General features: G+C 57.5%; 16 protein-coding genes. 10 read left to right on the forward strand and 6 right to left on the reverse strand.

The window, feature by feature from the left end; genetic code table 11:
* Nucleotides 1-89 precede the first annotated feature (89 nt).
* On the reverse strand, nt 90-626 hold the full coding sequence (locus FCN51_RS17205; RefSeq protein WP_003630102.1) for a DUF1269 domain-containing protein: 537 nt from the start codon (nt 624-626) through the stop codon (nt 90-92).
* Between the two features lie 379 nt (nt 627-1,005).
* On the opposite strand from FCN51_RS17205, the gene FCN51_RS17210 reads away from it, so the two are divergent.
* The 3 genes from FCN51_RS17210 to FCN51_RS17220 all read left to right on the forward strand — a co-directional run bounded on the left by FCN51_RS17210 (nt 1,006) and on the right by FCN51_RS17220 (nt 3,670).
* A complete protein-coding gene (locus FCN51_RS17210; RefSeq protein ID WP_012812457.1) occupies nt 1,006-1,473 on the forward strand; it encodes a hypothetical protein in 468 nt (155 codons plus the stop codon).
* Nucleotides 1,474-1,667: 194 nt separating this feature from the next.
* Entirely contained in the window at nt 1,668-2,087 is a 420-nt protein-coding gene (locus tag FCN51_RS17215; RefSeq protein WP_003625093.1) for a hypothetical protein, read from the forward strand.
* Nucleotides 2,088-2,230: 143 nt separating this feature from the next.
* Entirely contained in the window at nt 2,231-3,670 is a 1,440-nt protein-coding gene (locus FCN51_RS17220) for a hypothetical protein (protein WP_310257985.1), read from the forward strand.
* A 3-nt stretch (nt 3,671-3,673) separates the two neighbouring features.
* Here FCN51_RS17220 and FCN51_RS17225 read toward each other — a convergent pair whose 3' ends face one another.
* Nucleotides 3,674-4,276, reverse strand: a complete 603-nt coding sequence (locus FCN51_RS17225; RefSeq protein WP_124305606.1) for a histidine phosphatase family protein — start codon at nt 4,274-4,276, stop codon at nt 3,674-3,676.
* A gap of 11 nt (nt 4,277-4,287) precedes the next feature.
* Nucleotides 4,288-5,220 carry a ribose-phosphate pyrophosphokinase gene (locus tag FCN51_RS17230; RefSeq protein ID WP_035362377.1) on the reverse strand — a complete coding sequence of 311 codons (933 nt, stop codon included), beginning with the start codon at nt 5,218-5,220 and terminating at the stop codon, nt 4,288-4,290.
* 122 nt (nt 5,221-5,342) lie between these two features.
* Here FCN51_RS17230 and FCN51_RS17235 point away from each other — a divergent pair, with 122 nt between their 5' ends.
* The 6 genes from FCN51_RS17235 (at nt 5,343) to FCN51_RS17260 (ending at nt 10,763) form a co-directional block, all read left to right on the forward strand.
* Complete coding sequence (locus FCN51_RS17235; RefSeq protein WP_160256452.1) at nt 5,343-6,374, forward strand: ABC transporter permease; 1,032 nt, start codon at nt 5,343-5,345, stop codon at nt 6,372-6,374.
* A 5-nt stretch (nt 6,375-6,379) separates the two neighbouring features.
* Nucleotides 6,380-7,186: an ABC transporter ATP-binding protein gene (locus FCN51_RS17240; protein ID WP_003625101.1), complete on the forward strand. Its 807-nt coding sequence runs from the start codon at nt 6,380-6,382 to the stop codon at nt 7,184-7,186.
* Between the two features lie 144 nt (nt 7,187-7,330).
* The gene (locus FCN51_RS17245; RefSeq protein WP_012812453.1) at nt 7,331-8,827 is read left to right on the forward strand and encodes an MATE family efflux transporter; all 1,497 of its coding nucleotides are present in this window, start codon (nt 7,331-7,333) and stop codon (nt 8,825-8,827) included.
* Complete coding sequence (locus FCN51_RS17250; RefSeq protein ID WP_003625103.1) at nt 8,820-9,029, forward strand: hypothetical protein; 210 nt, start codon at nt 8,820-8,822, stop codon at nt 9,027-9,029. Before FCN51_RS17245 ends, FCN51_RS17250 begins: the two co-directional genes overlap by 8 nt.
* 13 nt (nt 9,030-9,042) lie before the next feature.
* The gene (locus FCN51_RS17255; RefSeq protein WP_160256453.1) at nt 9,043-9,621 is read left to right on the forward strand and encodes a YqaA family protein; all 579 of its coding nucleotides are present in this window, start codon (nt 9,043-9,045) and stop codon (nt 9,619-9,621) included.
* 134 nt (nt 9,622-9,755) lie between these two features.
* Nucleotides 9,756-10,763: an SDR family oxidoreductase gene (locus tag FCN51_RS17260; protein WP_160256454.1), complete on the forward strand. Its 1,008-nt coding sequence runs from the start codon at nt 9,756-9,758 to the stop codon at nt 10,761-10,763.
* Nucleotides 10,764-10,955: 192 nt separating this feature from the next.
* Here the strand turns inward: FCN51_RS17260 and FCN51_RS17265 are convergent, their stop codons facing one another.
* Genes FCN51_RS17265 through FCN51_RS17275 form a run of 3 tightly spaced genes read right to left on the reverse strand, consistent with a single transcriptional unit; the run spans nt 10,956 to nt 14,204 of the window.
* The gene (locus FCN51_RS17265; RefSeq protein WP_160256455.1) at nt 10,956-11,390 is read right to left on the reverse strand and encodes a hypothetical protein; all 435 of its coding nucleotides are present in this window, start codon (nt 11,388-11,390) and stop codon (nt 10,956-10,958) included.
* 49 nt (nt 11,391-11,439) lie between these two features.
* Nucleotides 11,440-12,345 carry a 4-(cytidine 5'-diphospho)-2-C-methyl-D-erythritol kinase gene (locus FCN51_RS17270; RefSeq protein ID WP_160256456.1) on the reverse strand — a complete coding sequence of 302 codons (906 nt, stop codon included), beginning with the start codon at nt 12,343-12,345 and terminating at the stop codon, nt 11,440-11,442.
* The gene (locus FCN51_RS17275; protein WP_160256457.1) at nt 12,342-14,204 is read right to left on the reverse strand and encodes a tetratricopeptide repeat protein; all 1,863 of its coding nucleotides are present in this window, start codon (nt 14,202-14,204) and stop codon (nt 12,342-12,344) included. The genes FCN51_RS17270 and FCN51_RS17275 overlap by 4 nt, the downstream gene beginning before the upstream one ends.
* A gap of 156 nt (nt 14,205-14,360) precedes the next feature.
* Between FCN51_RS17275 and FCN51_RS17280 the strand changes: the two genes are divergently transcribed.
* Nucleotides 14,361-15,215, forward strand: a complete 855-nt coding sequence (locus tag FCN51_RS17280; protein WP_160256458.1) for a uracil-DNA glycosylase — start codon at nt 14,361-14,363, stop codon at nt 15,213-15,215.
* The last annotated feature ends 98 nt before the right edge of the window (nt 15,216-15,313 follow it).

Here is a 15,313-nt window from a genome sequence, read left to right on the forward strand (position 1 = left end):
GCGCGTTAAGATACTAAAAAACCCCCGGTGAGCTTCTGCCACCGGGGGTTCTTCATGCACAACATGCAGGCTGTTGCCTAAAGTGTGACTCAGGCCTTGGCTTGCGCCGCGGCAACCTGACCCAAGGCAGCCTTGAGTTTTTCTTCTGCTTCTGGGGAAAGAGAGGTTTGCAGGATGCGGGCATGGCCCTTGAACTGGCTGAGATCGGCCAGCACTTTTTCCGGCTGAGACTTACGCACCAGAATGAACAGCGCAGAAGTGTTGGGCGGGATGGTGTCGCTTAGCTGTTTGATGAAGCCATCATCAATCCCGTAATCAGAGAACTTGCCAGACAGCGCGCCAGCACCGGCGCCTACGGCGCTCCCGATCAAAAAGCCAGCCAGCGGGTTCAGGCACAGCAGACCAACCAACGCGCCCCAGAAGCCACCAGAAAGCAGGCCCCAGGAAGCCCCGGCTTTTTCAAGATTCACGCTTTGGTGCAGGTGCACCTTGCCCTGTGCATCCCGCGTCACCACCACGGCATCTTCCAGATCCAGCAGGTATTCCTTCTGCAAGGCGCGGCATTCTGTCAGCACCTTGGCGGCATCATCAACGTGGTCAAAACCCAGAACAATCAGATCAGACATTCAAATCGGCTCCCTGCTTTATATCTTTCATGCCATCTGGCCCACGGGCGGCAAACGGCATGTACATTTGTATGTAGTCCGTTAAGGATATGGGAAGCCCACCCCACACATGCCAGTGGGCCAGATTATGCAGGCAGCATAAAAATACAGAAACACCATTATAGAGTATTCGTATAAGACGGATGAATAACCACACCCTACCTTGCCAATACAGGCACAGCATCCGCACGCTCACACCTGAGTGATAATGCGGACTATTATTGTCCGATTAGATCACGAAACTTCACAAATCATGCAGAATTTTTGATAACAAACCAATATTTTCTGCATAACAGACCGGCAACCAAAGCCCTTGCCGCATATCCGGCCCGGTTTGATAGTGAGCCTCATCAAACTTGTTCACAAAGGAGGTTCACCCATGAACACACTGCGCAAAGCGGCCCTTGCTGCCGTATGTGGCCTGGCTTTGGCTGCCGGGGTTGCACCTGCCCATGCTGCCAATGTTGGCGTGGCTTCTGTGCCAGAAGCACCTGTTGGCCCCGGTCCCACGGTAGATAACGCATCTGTGGGCAACATTGCCGGGCTGATGTACTACTGTTACGCCCACAACATTGATGATGATACAACGGTGCGCTCACTCGGTCGCTCCCTTGCAAAACGCAGCGATGTGAAAAGTGATGCCGCATACCCCGCCGGTGGTGCAGGCCAGCTGATGGTTGGCCCCGGCCAGATGATTGACCTGAACACGGTGGATGACAAAGACATCCGCACCGCAACCTGCGCCCATGCTGCCCAGCGTGGCATCCAGCTGGATGATGGCACCTTTATGCTGCCGCTGCAGGACTAATACAGAAAAAGGCGGCTACGCCCGCCCCACATTGCCACACCATACGGTTTAAGGCTGTTGGCTGTGGCAAATGCTCTGTTTGTAAAAACCGCCCTTGTTTTGGGGGCGGTTTTTATTTTTTGAGCACATGGAAACTCTCTGCGCCCACGCGCCGTTGGCAGTATGCACCCCTTTTATAAAGACGGGAGGTTTTCATGACATTCCTGAACTCTGTCTCCAACGCCATTTCCAGCGTGGGAGACTTTGTAACTGCCGCATGGTTTAACAAATCTGGTCTGCTAAGCGCGCTCAACGAGGTTCTTGGCCCTGTTCCCACCCCGGATCACCCCAGTAAGCTGGAACAGCGGGCAGAAGCCATGGGTATGATTTCCACCATCCGCCGGTGGCAGACCGCCCCCCACAGCCCTCCGGCATCTGAAGCAGAAGTGCGCGGCTTTTTCCTACAGGAAGAGCTGGACTGGTTTTCTGAACAGACAGGGCTTTCCGATACCGCCACCATGCACATTATCCGCAGGCTTCTGCCCCGGTGCGTGCGCCTGCGTGCCCTGCATGATCCGGCCCTGTTCCCGCAAAGAAACCGCATTTCCCCACAGGAACATACGCCCGCCGTATGATGTATTCAGCACCGTTAAGGTAAGCATGGCAGAAGCTGCCAAGTGGCTATTCTGCCATGCTTTTTAGAAAATTATTTAACTTATTTTCCCTTTACTTCCTTTTGCCTGCATGAATATCCAGACCTTCAAGCAGGAGAAGGGTAATGTCTGACTTACAAACGATTTTAAAAAACAAGGTATTCGTTTTTATTATATGTTTATGCAGTATTTTTTATATTTTTTCTTACCTGATCCTGCCTTTCTCCACGGCTGATACAACATTTTACGCACTTATTGGCCAAGGGCTGCTGCAAGACCATATGCTGCCGTACCAATATGTGTTCGATCACAAACCTTTTGGTGTTTATGTGCTGTATGGCGTGTGGGATGCACTTACGGCCCAGTTACCTGTTGGCAAGTTTACGGTTCTGGCCCTGCTCTCCCTTGCGGCCTTTGCGGCCATGGCACGCAGTATCTGGCGCACACGCTGGCTATGGGTTTTTGCCGCACTGGTGCTGCTGGGCGCGCCGTTTGAACTGCTGGCCGGCAATACGGAAACACTTCTGATCACAACAGAACTGGCCGTACTCGGGCTGGCCCGCAAAGGCACACTTGCCACCATTCAGCCGACAACCCGCATCCTATGGCTTCTGGCTGCCGGGGTTACGTTTGGCCTTACGGTAAACATTAATTATCTGGAAGGTATCTGTCTGTTTCTGCCTGTATGTTTTTTATTACTGGCAAATATACGCCCAGTTTTAAATATAAGTTTGTTTGCTATTGGCACCTGTGGCGGTTTGGCTGCTTTGTTTGCGCCATATTTTATACAGGGGCATCATGCGCTGGCTGATTACTTTACGCAGCAGCATCAGTTTTTACATGCTTACAGCGCCAAGCTTTCAAAACGCATAAAGGCTGTTCTGTTGCTGGCTGCTTATCTGGCTGTTTTTTCACCCATTCTCATCAAATGGTTCGGGCAGAAATCCATACTTAAAACAGCCCCAACACCGGACACCACATTACTTACGCTGTGGTTTATCTCCTCGGTGCCTGCGGCTTTGCTTTCAGGCCACGCGTTCAGCCATTATTCGGGGCTATGGTTTGCGCCTCTTAGCATTATGCTGGTGTTATTGGCACAACAGAAACTACTTTTTCCAGGCTGGGCCGTAGTCCCTTTAGCCGCTGTTGTTGGGTTGAGCTGCGTAGATGAAATCCATAAAAATCTGAAAGACTATATCAACTTCAAACAGATTGATTACACACACCTGTCTGATCTGGTGCAACAACAAAAAGTTCTCAATATCCGCACCCCGCACACCCATTTTTACATGGCGCATTTACACAGTTTTGATCGCTACCTTTTCCGCGATCATATCGATATTGTTTATGGGAAAAACGCAGGCAAACACTATTTGCAAGACTTGGCGCAGCACCCGGCTTTTGTCATGTTACCGTATCAGGGGTGTTCAACAGACAAAGTAGAAGAACCTGTATGCGTTTATATTCAGCAACATTATCAGCAAGCGTATAGCGTGCTTATAGGCAAGGCTGGCAAAAAAAAACCAAACCGTTTTTCATTCGAACTCTACAAGCTCAAGAACTGACGCTTACGCGTCTATCAGTTCCCGCAGCTCCCAACGATTACCTGCCTCTGGCTGCAAGCTTAGCGGAATGGCGTTGGGCAGGCGCACATTGGCGGGCAGAGCCATAGCGGCGCGCAAAGCACGGAACAGCGCCCCATGCGCCACAATCAGGGGCCGACCGGGGGCCTGTGTGGCACGGTTTACGGCATCTGTGGCGCGCTGGCGCAGGGCAGCAAATGTTTCTGCCCCCGGTGGCGTATACTCACCGGCAATCCAGCTATTATACCAATCCCCTATCGGCTGGCCTTCCTGCTCACCAAAGCAGACTTCCTCCAACCCCGTATCCACATCCAGCGGCAAGGCTGGCAGACCGTGGGTAACAAGTGCATCCCGCACAATGGTGGCCGTGCGCAAAGCGCGCTCCAGCGGAGAGCACACAATGCGCGTTACCCCATTTTCCCCTGCTGCACGCAGGGCAACCTCAAGCAGCTTTCCCGCCGCCACAGCTTGGTCAATGCCGGTTTCATTCAAGGGCACATCCGTGCGTCCCTGAGAAAGACCAGCCCGATTCCAGTCTGTCTGGCCGTGGCGCAAATACCAGTATGGGCGGGGGAGAAGCGTGCTCATAGGGCCTCGGATCAATCGAACAGGGAGGAAACGGAGCTTTCATCCGCCACGGCATGAATGGCACGTGCCAACAGACCAGAAATGGTAATCTGGCGGATATTGCGCGCAGCCATAACCTGCTCCGTAGCGCGAATACTGTCTGTAAGTGTCAGCATTTCGATGGGCGAATCGGCAACACGTTCCACGGCCTGCCCTGTCAGCACACCGTGGGTAACGTATGCGCCCACAGATGCGGCACCTTGGTTGGCAATGGCGCGGGCTGCGTTGCACAGTGAGCCACCGCTATCCACAATATCATCTACCAGCAGGCAGTGGCGGCCGCGCACATCACCAATCACGTTCATCACTTCGGAAACGCCTGCGCGTTCACGCCGCTTGTCAATAATGGCCAGATCTGTGTTCAAGCGCTGGGCCAACTGGCGGGCACGCACCACACCACCCACATCGGGGGAGACGATCATCAGATCGCGGTCCCCGTAGTGGGAGCGAATGTCGCGCACAAACAGTGGTGCGGCGTAAAGGTTGTCCACCGGAATATCAAAGAAGCCCTGAATTTGCATGGCGTGCAGATCCAGCGTGAGCACGCGGCTGGCACCGGCTTCTACCAGCAGATTCGCAACCAGCTTGGCGCTGATAGGCGTGCGCGGGCCAGATTTACGATCCTGCCGGGCATAACCAAAATAGGGCATGACAGCGGTAATACGCTTGGCCGAACCACGGCGCAGCGCATCCAGCATGATCAGCAGCTCCATCAGGTTATCATTGGTGGGGGTGCAGGTGCTCTGGATAACGAACACGTCCTCACCACGTACATTTTCGTGGATTTCTACAAACACCTCCATGTCCGCAAAGCGGCGCACGGTGGCGTTGCAGAGGGGAAGGTTCAGCTCCGCGGCAACGGCTTCGGCAAGTGGGAGGTTGCTGTTACAGGCGACGATTTTCATGACAAGGACGGTTCCCGGCCTTAGGTGTGGAACGAAAAAAGGGCTCTCCGGCGGGCCGGGTGTAGCAACCACGGGGCCTGTTGTCATCTCTGCGGAGTGTTTTCCTGCCAATCGTTGCGTAAATGGCGCGCTGCTTTGGGACGGAACAGGCCTATGCGGCAGGTAATAATGGCAGCATAAAAAGCATGCCAACCTTGCACAAACAGGCAGGGTTCTCTATCGCGTTAAACACCATGAACAGCACGCCCACCTTGCCGGATACGCAGGAAGAACGCGCCGCAAAAAAACAGCCCCCTCTTTCGGCTGCGCCGCAGCACGCCCCGCAGCCAGAGGGGCAGCCTGTGCTGCATTTGGTGCCAGAACGTGGTTTTTCCTACTTTGTGCATGCCGCCCAGGATTTTGCGCGCGGCTTCCGCCATGCGCGGCTGGGGCTTACGCTAGCTTGGCTGGATATTCGGCTGCGGTATCGTGGCTCCATTCTGGGGCCGTTCTGGCTTACGGCCACCACGGCCATTATGGTGGCGGCCATGGGCGTGCTGTATGCGTATCTGCTCAACACGGATGTGCACACCTATCTGCCCTTCCTTACCCTTTCCCTAGTGTTATGGGGCTTTGTAGGCGGCACCATGCAGGAAGGCTGCGGCACCTTTACGGGGGCTGCGCGGCTTATTCATGCTGCCCGCATGCCGTATTCCCTGCACGTGCTGCGCGTGGCCGTGCGCAACATTTTAGTGTTTGCGCATAACGTGCCCGTAGTGGCTGGGGTGTTTTTGTGGTTTCACGTGGCGCCTAAATGGACATGGACTCTGCTGCCCGCCACGGGCCTGTGGCTGATAGACTGCTTTTTTGCCGTGCTTTTGCTGGGCATTCTGGGCGCGCGCTTTAGGGATGTGCCCCCCATTATCGCCAGCCTGACGCAGGTGATGTTCTTTGTCACACCCATTCTGTGGTCTCCCCAGTTGATGACAACCGGGCAGGCCTGGCTGCTGCTGGACCCCTTCTTTCCGCTGATTGAAATTTTGCGCGCCCCCTTTACCGGAGACGTGATGCAAACTGCTGTATGGCCTGCGGCTCTTGGGTGGTCTGCCGTGCTGATAATTGCAACCTTCTGCCTGTTCGCCCGTATGCGCACACGGCTGGCATACTGGGTGTAAGGCGCATGACGGATATTGCGGTTGAAAACCTGCAAATCACCTTTCCGCTGTATCATGGCAATGCCCGCAGCCTGCGCAAATCGCTCAGTAAAACGCTGGGGCGCACGCTTAACACGCGCTTCATGCACGATAACCGGGACCGCGTGGTGGTGCAGGCGCTTAAGGGTGTCAGCTTTACCCTGCAACCGGGGGACAGGCTGGGCCTTGTAGGTGGCAACGGTGCAGGCAAAACCACGCTGTTGCGCGCATTGGCCGGTATTTATGAACCCGTAGGCGGCAGTGTTACGGTGCGCGGCAGCATTGGCACATTGCTGGACCCCGAACTGGGCATGAACATGGACCTGACCGGGCGGGAAAACATTCGCCTGCGCGGCATGTTCTCTGGCCTGAACAAGGAACAGACAGCGCAGATTGAAGAAGATGTAGAAAGTTTTGCCAGCCTTGGTGCATTTATGGACCTGCCGGTAAACACCTACAGTTCGGGCATGATGGTGCGCCTTTCCTTTGGGTTGGCCACGGCTATCATGCCCGATGTGTTGCTGATGGATGAATGGTTTATGGCGGGAGATGCCTCCTTCCGTAACCGTGCCCGCGCCCGGCTTGAAAACCTTGTCTCCCGCGCCGATATTCTGGTGCTCTCCAGCCATATGGCGGATGTGATGGCCGATTGGTGCAACCGCCTGATCTGGCTGGACCAAGGGCAGGTGCGGATGGATGGCCCGACCGAGCAGGTGCTGGAAGCATATTTAGGCCGCCCGCTGGAGCGCAAGGCAGACGCAGAAAAGCCGGAAGAAGCACCCCCAGCCCCCTAAACCCGGCGCTTTGGGCACATTATTCGGGTTTGCACGCCTTTCAGGGCAGATGTTCCGTGTTCTCCCTGTTCGCAGGGGGAACAAGTCATGACATACTTAACATTCATATTGGCACGCGCGCAGCACAGCCCACACGGAGCATGAATGAACCGGCCCTCCCCGCCTGGCGGACGTCACAAGGCCTGCTTTACCACCGGCAGCATCATGCGCCACGTGCTGGTTATGGCTGGCACCGGGGCCATTGGCCTTATGGCGGTGTTTGCGGTGGATATGCTCAACATGGTGTATATCAGCCACTTGGGTAATACCGCGCTTACGGCGGCCATTGGCTTTGCCGGGGCCGTTATTGGCTTGCAGATTGCCGTTTCCATCGGGTTGACCATTGGCATAAGTGCCGCCACTGCGCGTGAAATTGGCGCAGGCCGCGCGGATGAGGCGCGGGGCATTGCCTCCTCCGCCCTTACCGTCATGATCGGGCTGGCAACGGTACTGGGTGTGGGCACCATGATATTTGCTCACCCCATTCTGGAGCTGTTTGGCGCGCGGGGTGAGGCCTTGGCCAACGCCACCACCTTCCTGCGCACGGTCAGCCCTGCATTGCCGCTTATCTGCGCAGGCATGGGGTCCTCCTCCCTCATGCGTGTGGTGGGAGATGCCAAGGGCTCCATGCACATTACGTTGCTGGGTGCTGTTGTGGCTGCGGTGCTGGACCCGCTGTTTATTTTCGGGCTGCATGAAGGGCTGACCGGGGCGGCCATTAGCACTGTGCTTTCACGCACCGTTGTGGCTACAGTGGGCCTGCGCGGCGCATTGCGGCACGATATGCTGGCCATGCCGCAGCTTCACCGCATTCTGCCAGACACCAAGCGCGTGGCCTCGGTGGCTTTCCCGGCTATTCTCACCAATCTGGCCACACCTGTTGGGGGAGTGTACGTCACGCAGGCCATGGCGCGCTTTGGGCTGGCGGCTGTTGCGGGGCAAGCCTCTATCGAGCGCACAGTGCCCGTGCTGTTTGCGCTGGTTTTTGCACTTACCGGCTCAGTTGGCCCCATTATGGGGCAGAACATCGGGGCCGGGCAGTGTGACCGTGTGCGTGAAACACTGCGCGCCGCCCTCAAACTGGTTATTCTGAGCGTAGGGGCCACATGGGTTTTCCTGTTCTGTGTGCAGAACGGGGTTGTGGCCATGTATAATGCGCAAGGTGATGCCGCAGCCCTTATCCACCTGTTCTGCACATGGACAATTGGCAGTTACCTGTTTGTGGGAATGCTGTTTGTAGCCAACGCTGCCTTCAATAACCTTGGTTTTCCGCTGTATTCCACCGCCTTTAACTGGGGGCGGGCCACACTGGGCACCATTCCGTTTGTGATGATGGGCGCACGCTTTGGCCCGCTTGGCGTGCAGGCCGGGCAAGCGCTGGGGGCAGTGGTGTTTGGGTCCTTCGCGGTCTTGACGGCGTTCCGTGTGACACAAACATTAGAAGTCTCTCCCGCACAGCATCCTCTGCCAGCGGGAGTGCGGAGCAGCACGCCGGTTTCCGACGTTCCCACCACCAGCGCAGAAGCTGCCATGGCGGAACTGGACGAACTGGAGAGTGCCTCTGAACTGTGTGAGGAAGACAGGAAGACCAACCATGTCTAAGCTGACAACTGAAGAACGCAACGCCCTGCCCGATGATGCCTTTGCCCTGCCCGGCCGCCGTTACCCCATACCCGATGCCACCCACGCGCGTGATGCGCTGGCCCGTGCCAGTGAAATGCTGCACCGGGGTAACCTCACGCAGGAAGAATATGATACCATCCACGCCAAGGCGGAGGATGTTCTGCGCCGTGAACGGATGTAGTTTTTAAACCCATATGCTAAACCGCCTTTATGCCCGCGTTTTGCGGCACGCTGCCAGCCCCTACGCACCTTTATGGCTGGCGGCGCTGGCTTTTGCAGAAGCCAGCTTTTTCCCCCTCCCGCCAGAAACGCTGCTGGTGCCCATGGTATTGGCACACAGGCAAAAGGCGTGGGTTTATGCCGTCATCTGCACCATTGCCAGCGTGGCCGGTGGCCTGCTGGGCTGGCTGATTGGCGCGGCATTGCTGGATACGGTGGCCCGCCCGATTGTGCATTTTTACCATGCCGAGGGCACGCTGCTGACCTTGCAGGAAAAATTCCGCCAATGGGGGGTGTGGATTATTCTGCTTAAGGGGCTTACGCCCATTCCCTACAAGTTTGTCACCATTGCCAGCGGCATGGCGCATTTTGCCATTCTGCCCTTTATGCTGGCCAGCCTTGTAACGCGCGGCGTGCGGTTTATGCTGGTGGCCGGGCTTTTGTGGCGCTTTGGGGCCCCTATTCAGGATTTTCTGGAAAAACGCCTGCCGCTGGTGGCCGGGGCTTTTGCCGTGGTGTTTTTAGGCGGCATTATTGCGCTGAAATATCTGTAAATCTGGCACCTGCATTCAGGCCCACGCGGGGCAGAACCTCTGCCCTGTGGCTTGTGCCCTGCCCGATTGCGGCGCAAAATGGCAGCCAGATTTTGAACGTCTTGCTTGACTGATAACCGGGAGAAAAAACGCGGATGCCAACCCAGATAGCTGTGATTACAGGCGCAGGCGCCGGTATTGGCCGCGCGGCGGCACGTGCGCTGGGCCGCGCCGGGTTTGATATTGCCCTGCTGGGCCGGAATGAAGACCGGTTGAAGGAAACAGCAGAAAATCTGGCCAAGCACTCTGTGCGGTCATTGGTGATTCCGCTGGATGTTTCAGATGCCAAAGCGGTGCAGGATGCGGCGGAACGTATTGAAACAGAACTTGGCCCCATTTCGGTGTGGGCCAACTGCGCCGGGGCCACAGTGGTTGGGCAGGTGGCTGCTCTTTCTGCCGATGATATCCGCCGTGCTACGGAAGTAACCTATCTGGGCAGTGTAAACGGCACGCTGGCCGCACTGGGCGTTATGCGCCGACGTGGGCAAGGGGCCATTATCAATCTGGATCTGGCCCCCAACCTGCGCGGTATGCCACTGCAGGCGGCAGAAAACGGGGCGCGTTCTGCCCTGCGCGGCTTTTGTGAAAGCCTGCGGCCAGAACTGCTGCATGATGCCGATAATATCCGCGTAGTGATGGTAGATCTGCCCGCCATCAACACCCCCCATTATGGCTGGACACGCAACCTCACAGGCAAGCGCCTCAAACCCGTTGGCCCGGTGTATGAACCCGAAGTGGCAGCAGAAGCCATTTGCCGTGCCGCCTTTAGCACCAGCCGCTCTATTTCCATTGGGGCCACCAACAGCTTTGCCGCCCTGTGGCACATGGTTGCCCCCGGCTGCCGTGAAGCCCGCATGGCGGAAAAAGGCTACAAGGCCCAGATGGAGCATGACTGGGCAGAAGGCGAACAGCCGGATGATTTATACAAATCCGTGCCCGGTTCCTTTGGGGCACAAGGCCCGTTTGATGAACATTCCCGCAGGCTGGATAGCCCGCTTACCTTCTTTGTTTCCAGCAGCTTGCGGGCTGGTATTTTTGGCGCGCTGACAGCCATGGGGCTAACCGCCCTGATGGCGCATATCCGCAACTGCCGGAGATCCTGAAAACACGTGCCATCCTGTTCAGCACATTTTTCCGGCTGAATGGGGTGGCATTTTCTGCCTTGCCATGTGTTGCTTCACGCCATGCGTTTTTGCGCCCGGCATGCGGCCAGAACGTGCCAAGCACATGGCATGGAGCGGCAAGGCCACCACGCATCCGTGCCTGTGCCCGGATGCGCTACACCTAATAAAAACTTAGTTCAAACGCCCGCGTGGTTTGGCGGGCTGCTGGCGCATTTGCTGGTGCATGTGCAAGCCGTGCATCAGGCGGTCTGCATCAGCAGGTGGCAGCACAAGCCCTACCGGCCCAAAGGCCGGGTGCTGAAAAGCCAGAACAGATCCATCCGTGCTGGCTTCGGGCTGAAGCGCCCATTTGGTGCGAGTAACGGGCGTAAAGGTGGCCCCTTCTATGGGCGGCAGCTCCTTGCCTTCCAGCATCGTTTCCCGACACTGACCCAAAACCTGAATCAACCGTGTGATGTCTTCTACCGAAAGCGCAACATCTACAGCAGGCTGGCCTTCCTGCTCCAGCACCTTGAGATGGACTTCTGTGTGGTCTGCGGAAAGAGACAGATCAAGCTTGGAAGACATAAAACCTCCTACACCCAGCCAGACCGGAGTGGTTTGCACCTTCCGGCCTGCTGAAACAACTGATGCTGATATAAGGTGGCAAACCCCTTTAAACCAGAGCCCCGCCCCACACCCACCATGCGGCGTGTGCCTCTGCCAACCTGTCTGCTGCCTCCCGCGCGGCTTCAACAGTGGGGAACACACCAAAGCATGTAGCACCAGAGCCGCTCATACGGGCCAACTGACAATCTGGCTGGGCCGCAATATCAGCCAACACCTTTTTAACCGGCGGGCATACGCTGCATGCCGGGGTTTCCAGGCTGTTTTCCTGCGCCTTAAGGGTTGCCACCATGGCGGCACTATTGGGCCAGCTTTGCGGTAAATCCGCCCGCGGCACAAAATCGCCTGTTCTTTTGCGGAACACATCCGGGGTGGAAACAGCCTGCCCGCAATTCACCAGCACAAGGCCACATTCTGGCAAACGCGGTGCGGGGGTAAGGGTTTCCCCAATACCTTCCATCCGCACGGTTTGGCTCAGCAGGCACACGGGCACATCGGCCCCCAGTGTTTCCGCCACGCGGAACAAGGTGGGTTCATCCACCTGTGCGTTCCATGCCCGGTTTAGCAGGCGTAGGGCCGCGGCCGCATCTGCCGAACCTCCGCCAATGCCAGAAGCCACTGGCAGGTTTTTTTCAAGCACAAGGCAACCACCCTGCACATTGGCATGCGGCCCGGCCAGATCACGCAGCACGGCGGCGGCTTTCATTACCAGATTATCGGCACCTGCGGCATCTGCGCCAAGGGCGCGGCCAAAGCGGCCTTCCAGCTTAAGGTGCAGCGGTTCTGTGCCCGGTTCGTAATGCAGCACATCTCCTGCACCGGCAAACACCACAAGGCTATCAAGCAGGTGGTATCCATCTGGGCGGCGACCAGTAACGTGCAAATACAGATTGATTTTTGCTGGTGCGATTTCTGTCAGGGTTGTGGTTGCAACATCCAGAACATCAACTGTCATGGCGTGTGTGTTCCTTTATCCTGCGGCGCAACTTTAGCGGGCGCGGCCTGATCTGCCTTTTTCACATCCGGCTCCACACCTGCACGCTTGAGCGCAGCACGTATCAATACTTCATCCGACGGAATGGGGTGCAGCCCCAAAGCTACGTTCCACTGATCTATGGCTTCGGTCTTGCGGCCCTGCCGCCAGTAAACCTCGCCCAGATGATAATTCACTTCCGGGTCTTCGGGAGTTTTTTCTGCGGCTTTTTCTAAAAGGTCCAGCGCTTCGTTCAGGTCTCCACGCTCTGCACGCACCCAGCCGAGGCTGTCTGTAATGGCGGCATCATCGGGGGAAAGCTGGTGCGCCTTGCGCAAAAGCTTTTCGGCTTCGGGCAGGTTTTCATGCCGTTCCACCATGGAGTAGCCCAGAAAGTTCAGCAGCATGGATTCGTCTGGCGCATAGGCCAGTGCGGCGCGGGCATCATCCCGCGCGTGGGGCCAATCCCCCATTTCGTGGTACACCATGGCGCGCAGGAAAAGCAGCGTCCAATCCACATCCTTCTGGGCGGAGGCAAGGTCTATGGCCTTGGTATAGGCAGCTATCGCACCCTTCCAGTCTTTCTGCTGCACCAGCGCATTACCCAAGGCACGCTGGAGCAGAATCTGATCTGGCAACTGGGCCACAAGCGGGCGCAACAGGCTCACAGCCTCGGTGGCCTGATCGGGCGTGGAATCCAGCACAGCCAACCGCAACCGCGCCACGGGGGACATGGGGTCAGACTGCGGCACGCGCAGCAATGTTTCTCGCGCGGCGGCCCCGTGGTCTTCATCAATCTGGATTTCGGCCAGCATCAGCCGGGCTTCGGCCAATGTGGGGTCCATGGCCAAGGCAAAGCCCAGCATCAGGCGGGCGGCCTCGTTAAACTGGTAGAGGTTGGCATCATTCCCCACCATGCCGCCGGTGGCTGCGGCCTGCTGGGCTTGCTCCCGCCCCTGCTGGCGCAGCAAAAACGCCGTAAGAATATAAGCCCGCGCAATGCCGCCACGTGCCGATGTAACCGGGAAGTGCGAAATTGTGGCCTGAAGCTGCGGGCCAGCCAGCAGCAGAACCGGATCATCCCCTTCCAGCTTGCGCAGCTCGGCGCGGGCTTTTTCCTTCTGCCCATGCTCCCACAACCATGCGGCGTAGGAACGGGTGAGCAGCAGATCACCCCCCGGCATGATCTTGCGCGTTTCATCAAAAAGCTGGCCTGCGCGGTCTGTCTGGCCTGCCACCTGTGCAATCAGGGCCGCGTGCAGCGTGTAAAACGGCACCAGCACAGATTTCTGAATATGGGTCAGGCTGTCCACGGCCTCATTGGCATGGCCCTGTGCCTGCTCGCACCATGCCAGAAGCAGCGGCATAATAAGATGTGTCAGCGGGTCCGTGCGGGCCTGATGGTAATAGGTCAGCGCCTCGCCCCACTCACCGCGCACGGCGGCATCGTTCCCCAGCACAAGGGCGGAAATTACGCTTTGCGCGCCGGGCAGCTTATCCAGCTTGTGAGCCAGCGGCACAGCATCGGCATCACCCGCCATCACGCTGCGCACAAAGGCCTGCTTCAGCAGGTCCATATTTTCTGGGTCTGCGGCAGCAGCTTGGCGGAAAGAGCGCGCGGCCTGAAGGTCATCCCCCCTGCGCACAGCAATGACGGCGCTTAGAAACGCCCCCGAATCGACATGCCCGACAGACGCATGCATAACCGCGGTATCTGCTTTGGGTTCGGCCCCTTTAAGGGCGGCGCCAGATGTATCGGGCTGGGCCGCATACAGCGGAGAAGCCAGCACAGTGGCGGAAAGCAGCATGAAAACCGTAGGCAGAAGGCGACAAAACAGCATAAGAACCCTATCTACAGGATACGGTGGCAACCGGGCAGGCCGCCCACGGATGCCCCGCCCCTTCTGGCAGAGCGGAAAGGAACGACATGAACGACTGGTTTTGTCTAACGCGCCCGCGCCAAACCACCAAACCGTCCGCTTTGTGATACGGTTTATATGATGGAAGCTGCTCTGTCTCTCCTGCGCCTTTATACGGAATGGGGCGTGGATGTTGCTGTAACCGATGCCCCGGCCGATCATCGGCACGCGGGGGCCGGGCTTGTGCTGCCTCCGCTACGGGGCAAAACGCCCCCGCAAGCTCCCCCATACATACCCCCGCAGCCCGGAACTGGCAGAACACCAGCCCCTGCCGCAGTGACGCAGAACCCAGCCCAGCAACCACCTGTCCCCACCAGTTTTGCAGATACGGTGGAACAGGCACAGCGCCTTGCCGCAGCCGCCAACACGCCAGAAGAGCTGTTTGAGGCGATGGATTCCTTTACGGCATGCCCCTTGCGCGGCGCTGCCATGCACACCCTGATGCCCTCTGGCCCCCGCAACGCCCCCCTGATGCTGATTGGGGAAGCCCCGGATGAGGATGAGGACAGAAGCGGGCAGGTTTTTGCGGGTCTATGCGGCACCATGCTGGATACCATGCTGGCCCCGCTCCCGCTGGAACGCAGCCAATTGGCCCTTGCCACAGCCCTGCCGTGGCGGCCTGCGGGCGGCACACCCCCAACAGAAATGGACCAACGCATCTGCCGTCCCTTTCTGGAACGCGCCATAACTTTGTTTGCGCCCCAGCGCCTGCTGCTATGTGGGCGGCTGCCCGCCCGCATGCTGCTTGGCAAAACCACGGATTTGCCCCGCCGCAACTGGCAGAACATCACCCTGCCGGGGCTGCCCCCACTGCCCGTTATGTTCATGCGCCATCCACTCCAGCTTCGGGCCAGCCCCGCTGCGCGGCGTGAAATATGGACAACACTGATGACGGTGATGGATACCCTGCGCCAAGACAGCCAAAGCATGTAATCAGCGCGCGCATGTAAGTGTAAACGCCGCACCAGATGTTACAGAATATGTCAGCAAGAAATACAGTACACAAACCGTGGGAATACCTGCGTAAATCA

This window comes from Acetobacter pasteurianus, assembly GCF_009914215.2.
Classification (GTDB): Bacteria; Pseudomonadota; Alphaproteobacteria; order Acetobacterales; family Acetobacteraceae; genus Acetobacter; species Acetobacter pasteurianus.

Bases quoted from the DNA above. Each gene is read 5' to 3' on its own strand.
- FCN51_RS17225 (WP_124305606.1), bottom strand. From the start codon at position 4,276: ATGAGCACGCTTCTCCCCCGCCCATACTGGTATTTGCGCCACGGCCAG.
- FCN51_RS17280 (WP_160256458.1), top strand. From the start codon at position 14,361: ATGATGGAAGCTGCTCTGTCTCTCCTGCGCCTTTATACGGAATGGGGC.
- FCN51_RS17260 (WP_160256454.1), top strand. From the start codon at position 9,756: ATGCCAACCCAGATAGCTGTGATTACAGGCGCAGGCGCCGGTATTGGC.
- FCN51_RS17245 (WP_012812453.1), top strand. From the start codon at position 7,331: ATGAACCGGCCCTCCCCGCCTGGCGGACGTCACAAGGCCTGCTTTACC.
- FCN51_RS17205 (WP_003630102.1), bottom strand. From the start codon at position 626: ATGTCTGATCTGATTGTTCTGGGTTTTGACCACGTTGATGATGCCGCC.
- FCN51_RS17230 (WP_035362377.1), bottom strand. From the start codon at position 5,220: ATGAAAATCGTCGCCTGTAACAGCAACCTCCCACTTGCCGAAGCCGTT.
- FCN51_RS17255 (WP_160256453.1), top strand. From the start codon at position 9,043: ATGCTAAACCGCCTTTATGCCCGCGTTTTGCGGCACGCTGCCAGCCCC.
- FCN51_RS17220 (WP_310257985.1), top strand. From the start codon at position 2,231: ATGTCTGACTTACAAACGATTTTAAAAAACAAGGTATTCGTTTTTATT.
- FCN51_RS17270 (WP_160256456.1), bottom strand. From the start codon at position 12,345: ATGACAGTTGATGTTCTGGATGTTGCAACCACAACCCTGACAGAAATC.
- FCN51_RS17275 (WP_160256457.1), bottom strand. From the start codon at position 14,204: ATGCTGTTTTGTCGCCTTCTGCCTACGGTTTTCATGCTGCTTTCCGCC.
- FCN51_RS17250 (WP_003625103.1), top strand. From the start codon at position 8,820: ATGTCTAAGCTGACAACTGAAGAACGCAACGCCCTGCCCGATGATGCC.
- FCN51_RS17235 (WP_160256452.1), top strand. From the start codon at position 5,343: ATGGCGCGCTGCTTTGGGACGGAACAGGCCTATGCGGCAGGTAATAAT.
- FCN51_RS17215 (WP_003625093.1), top strand. From the start codon at position 1,668: ATGACATTCCTGAACTCTGTCTCCAACGCCATTTCCAGCGTGGGAGAC.
- FCN51_RS17240 (WP_003625101.1), top strand. From the start codon at position 6,380: ATGACGGATATTGCGGTTGAAAACCTGCAAATCACCTTTCCGCTGTAT.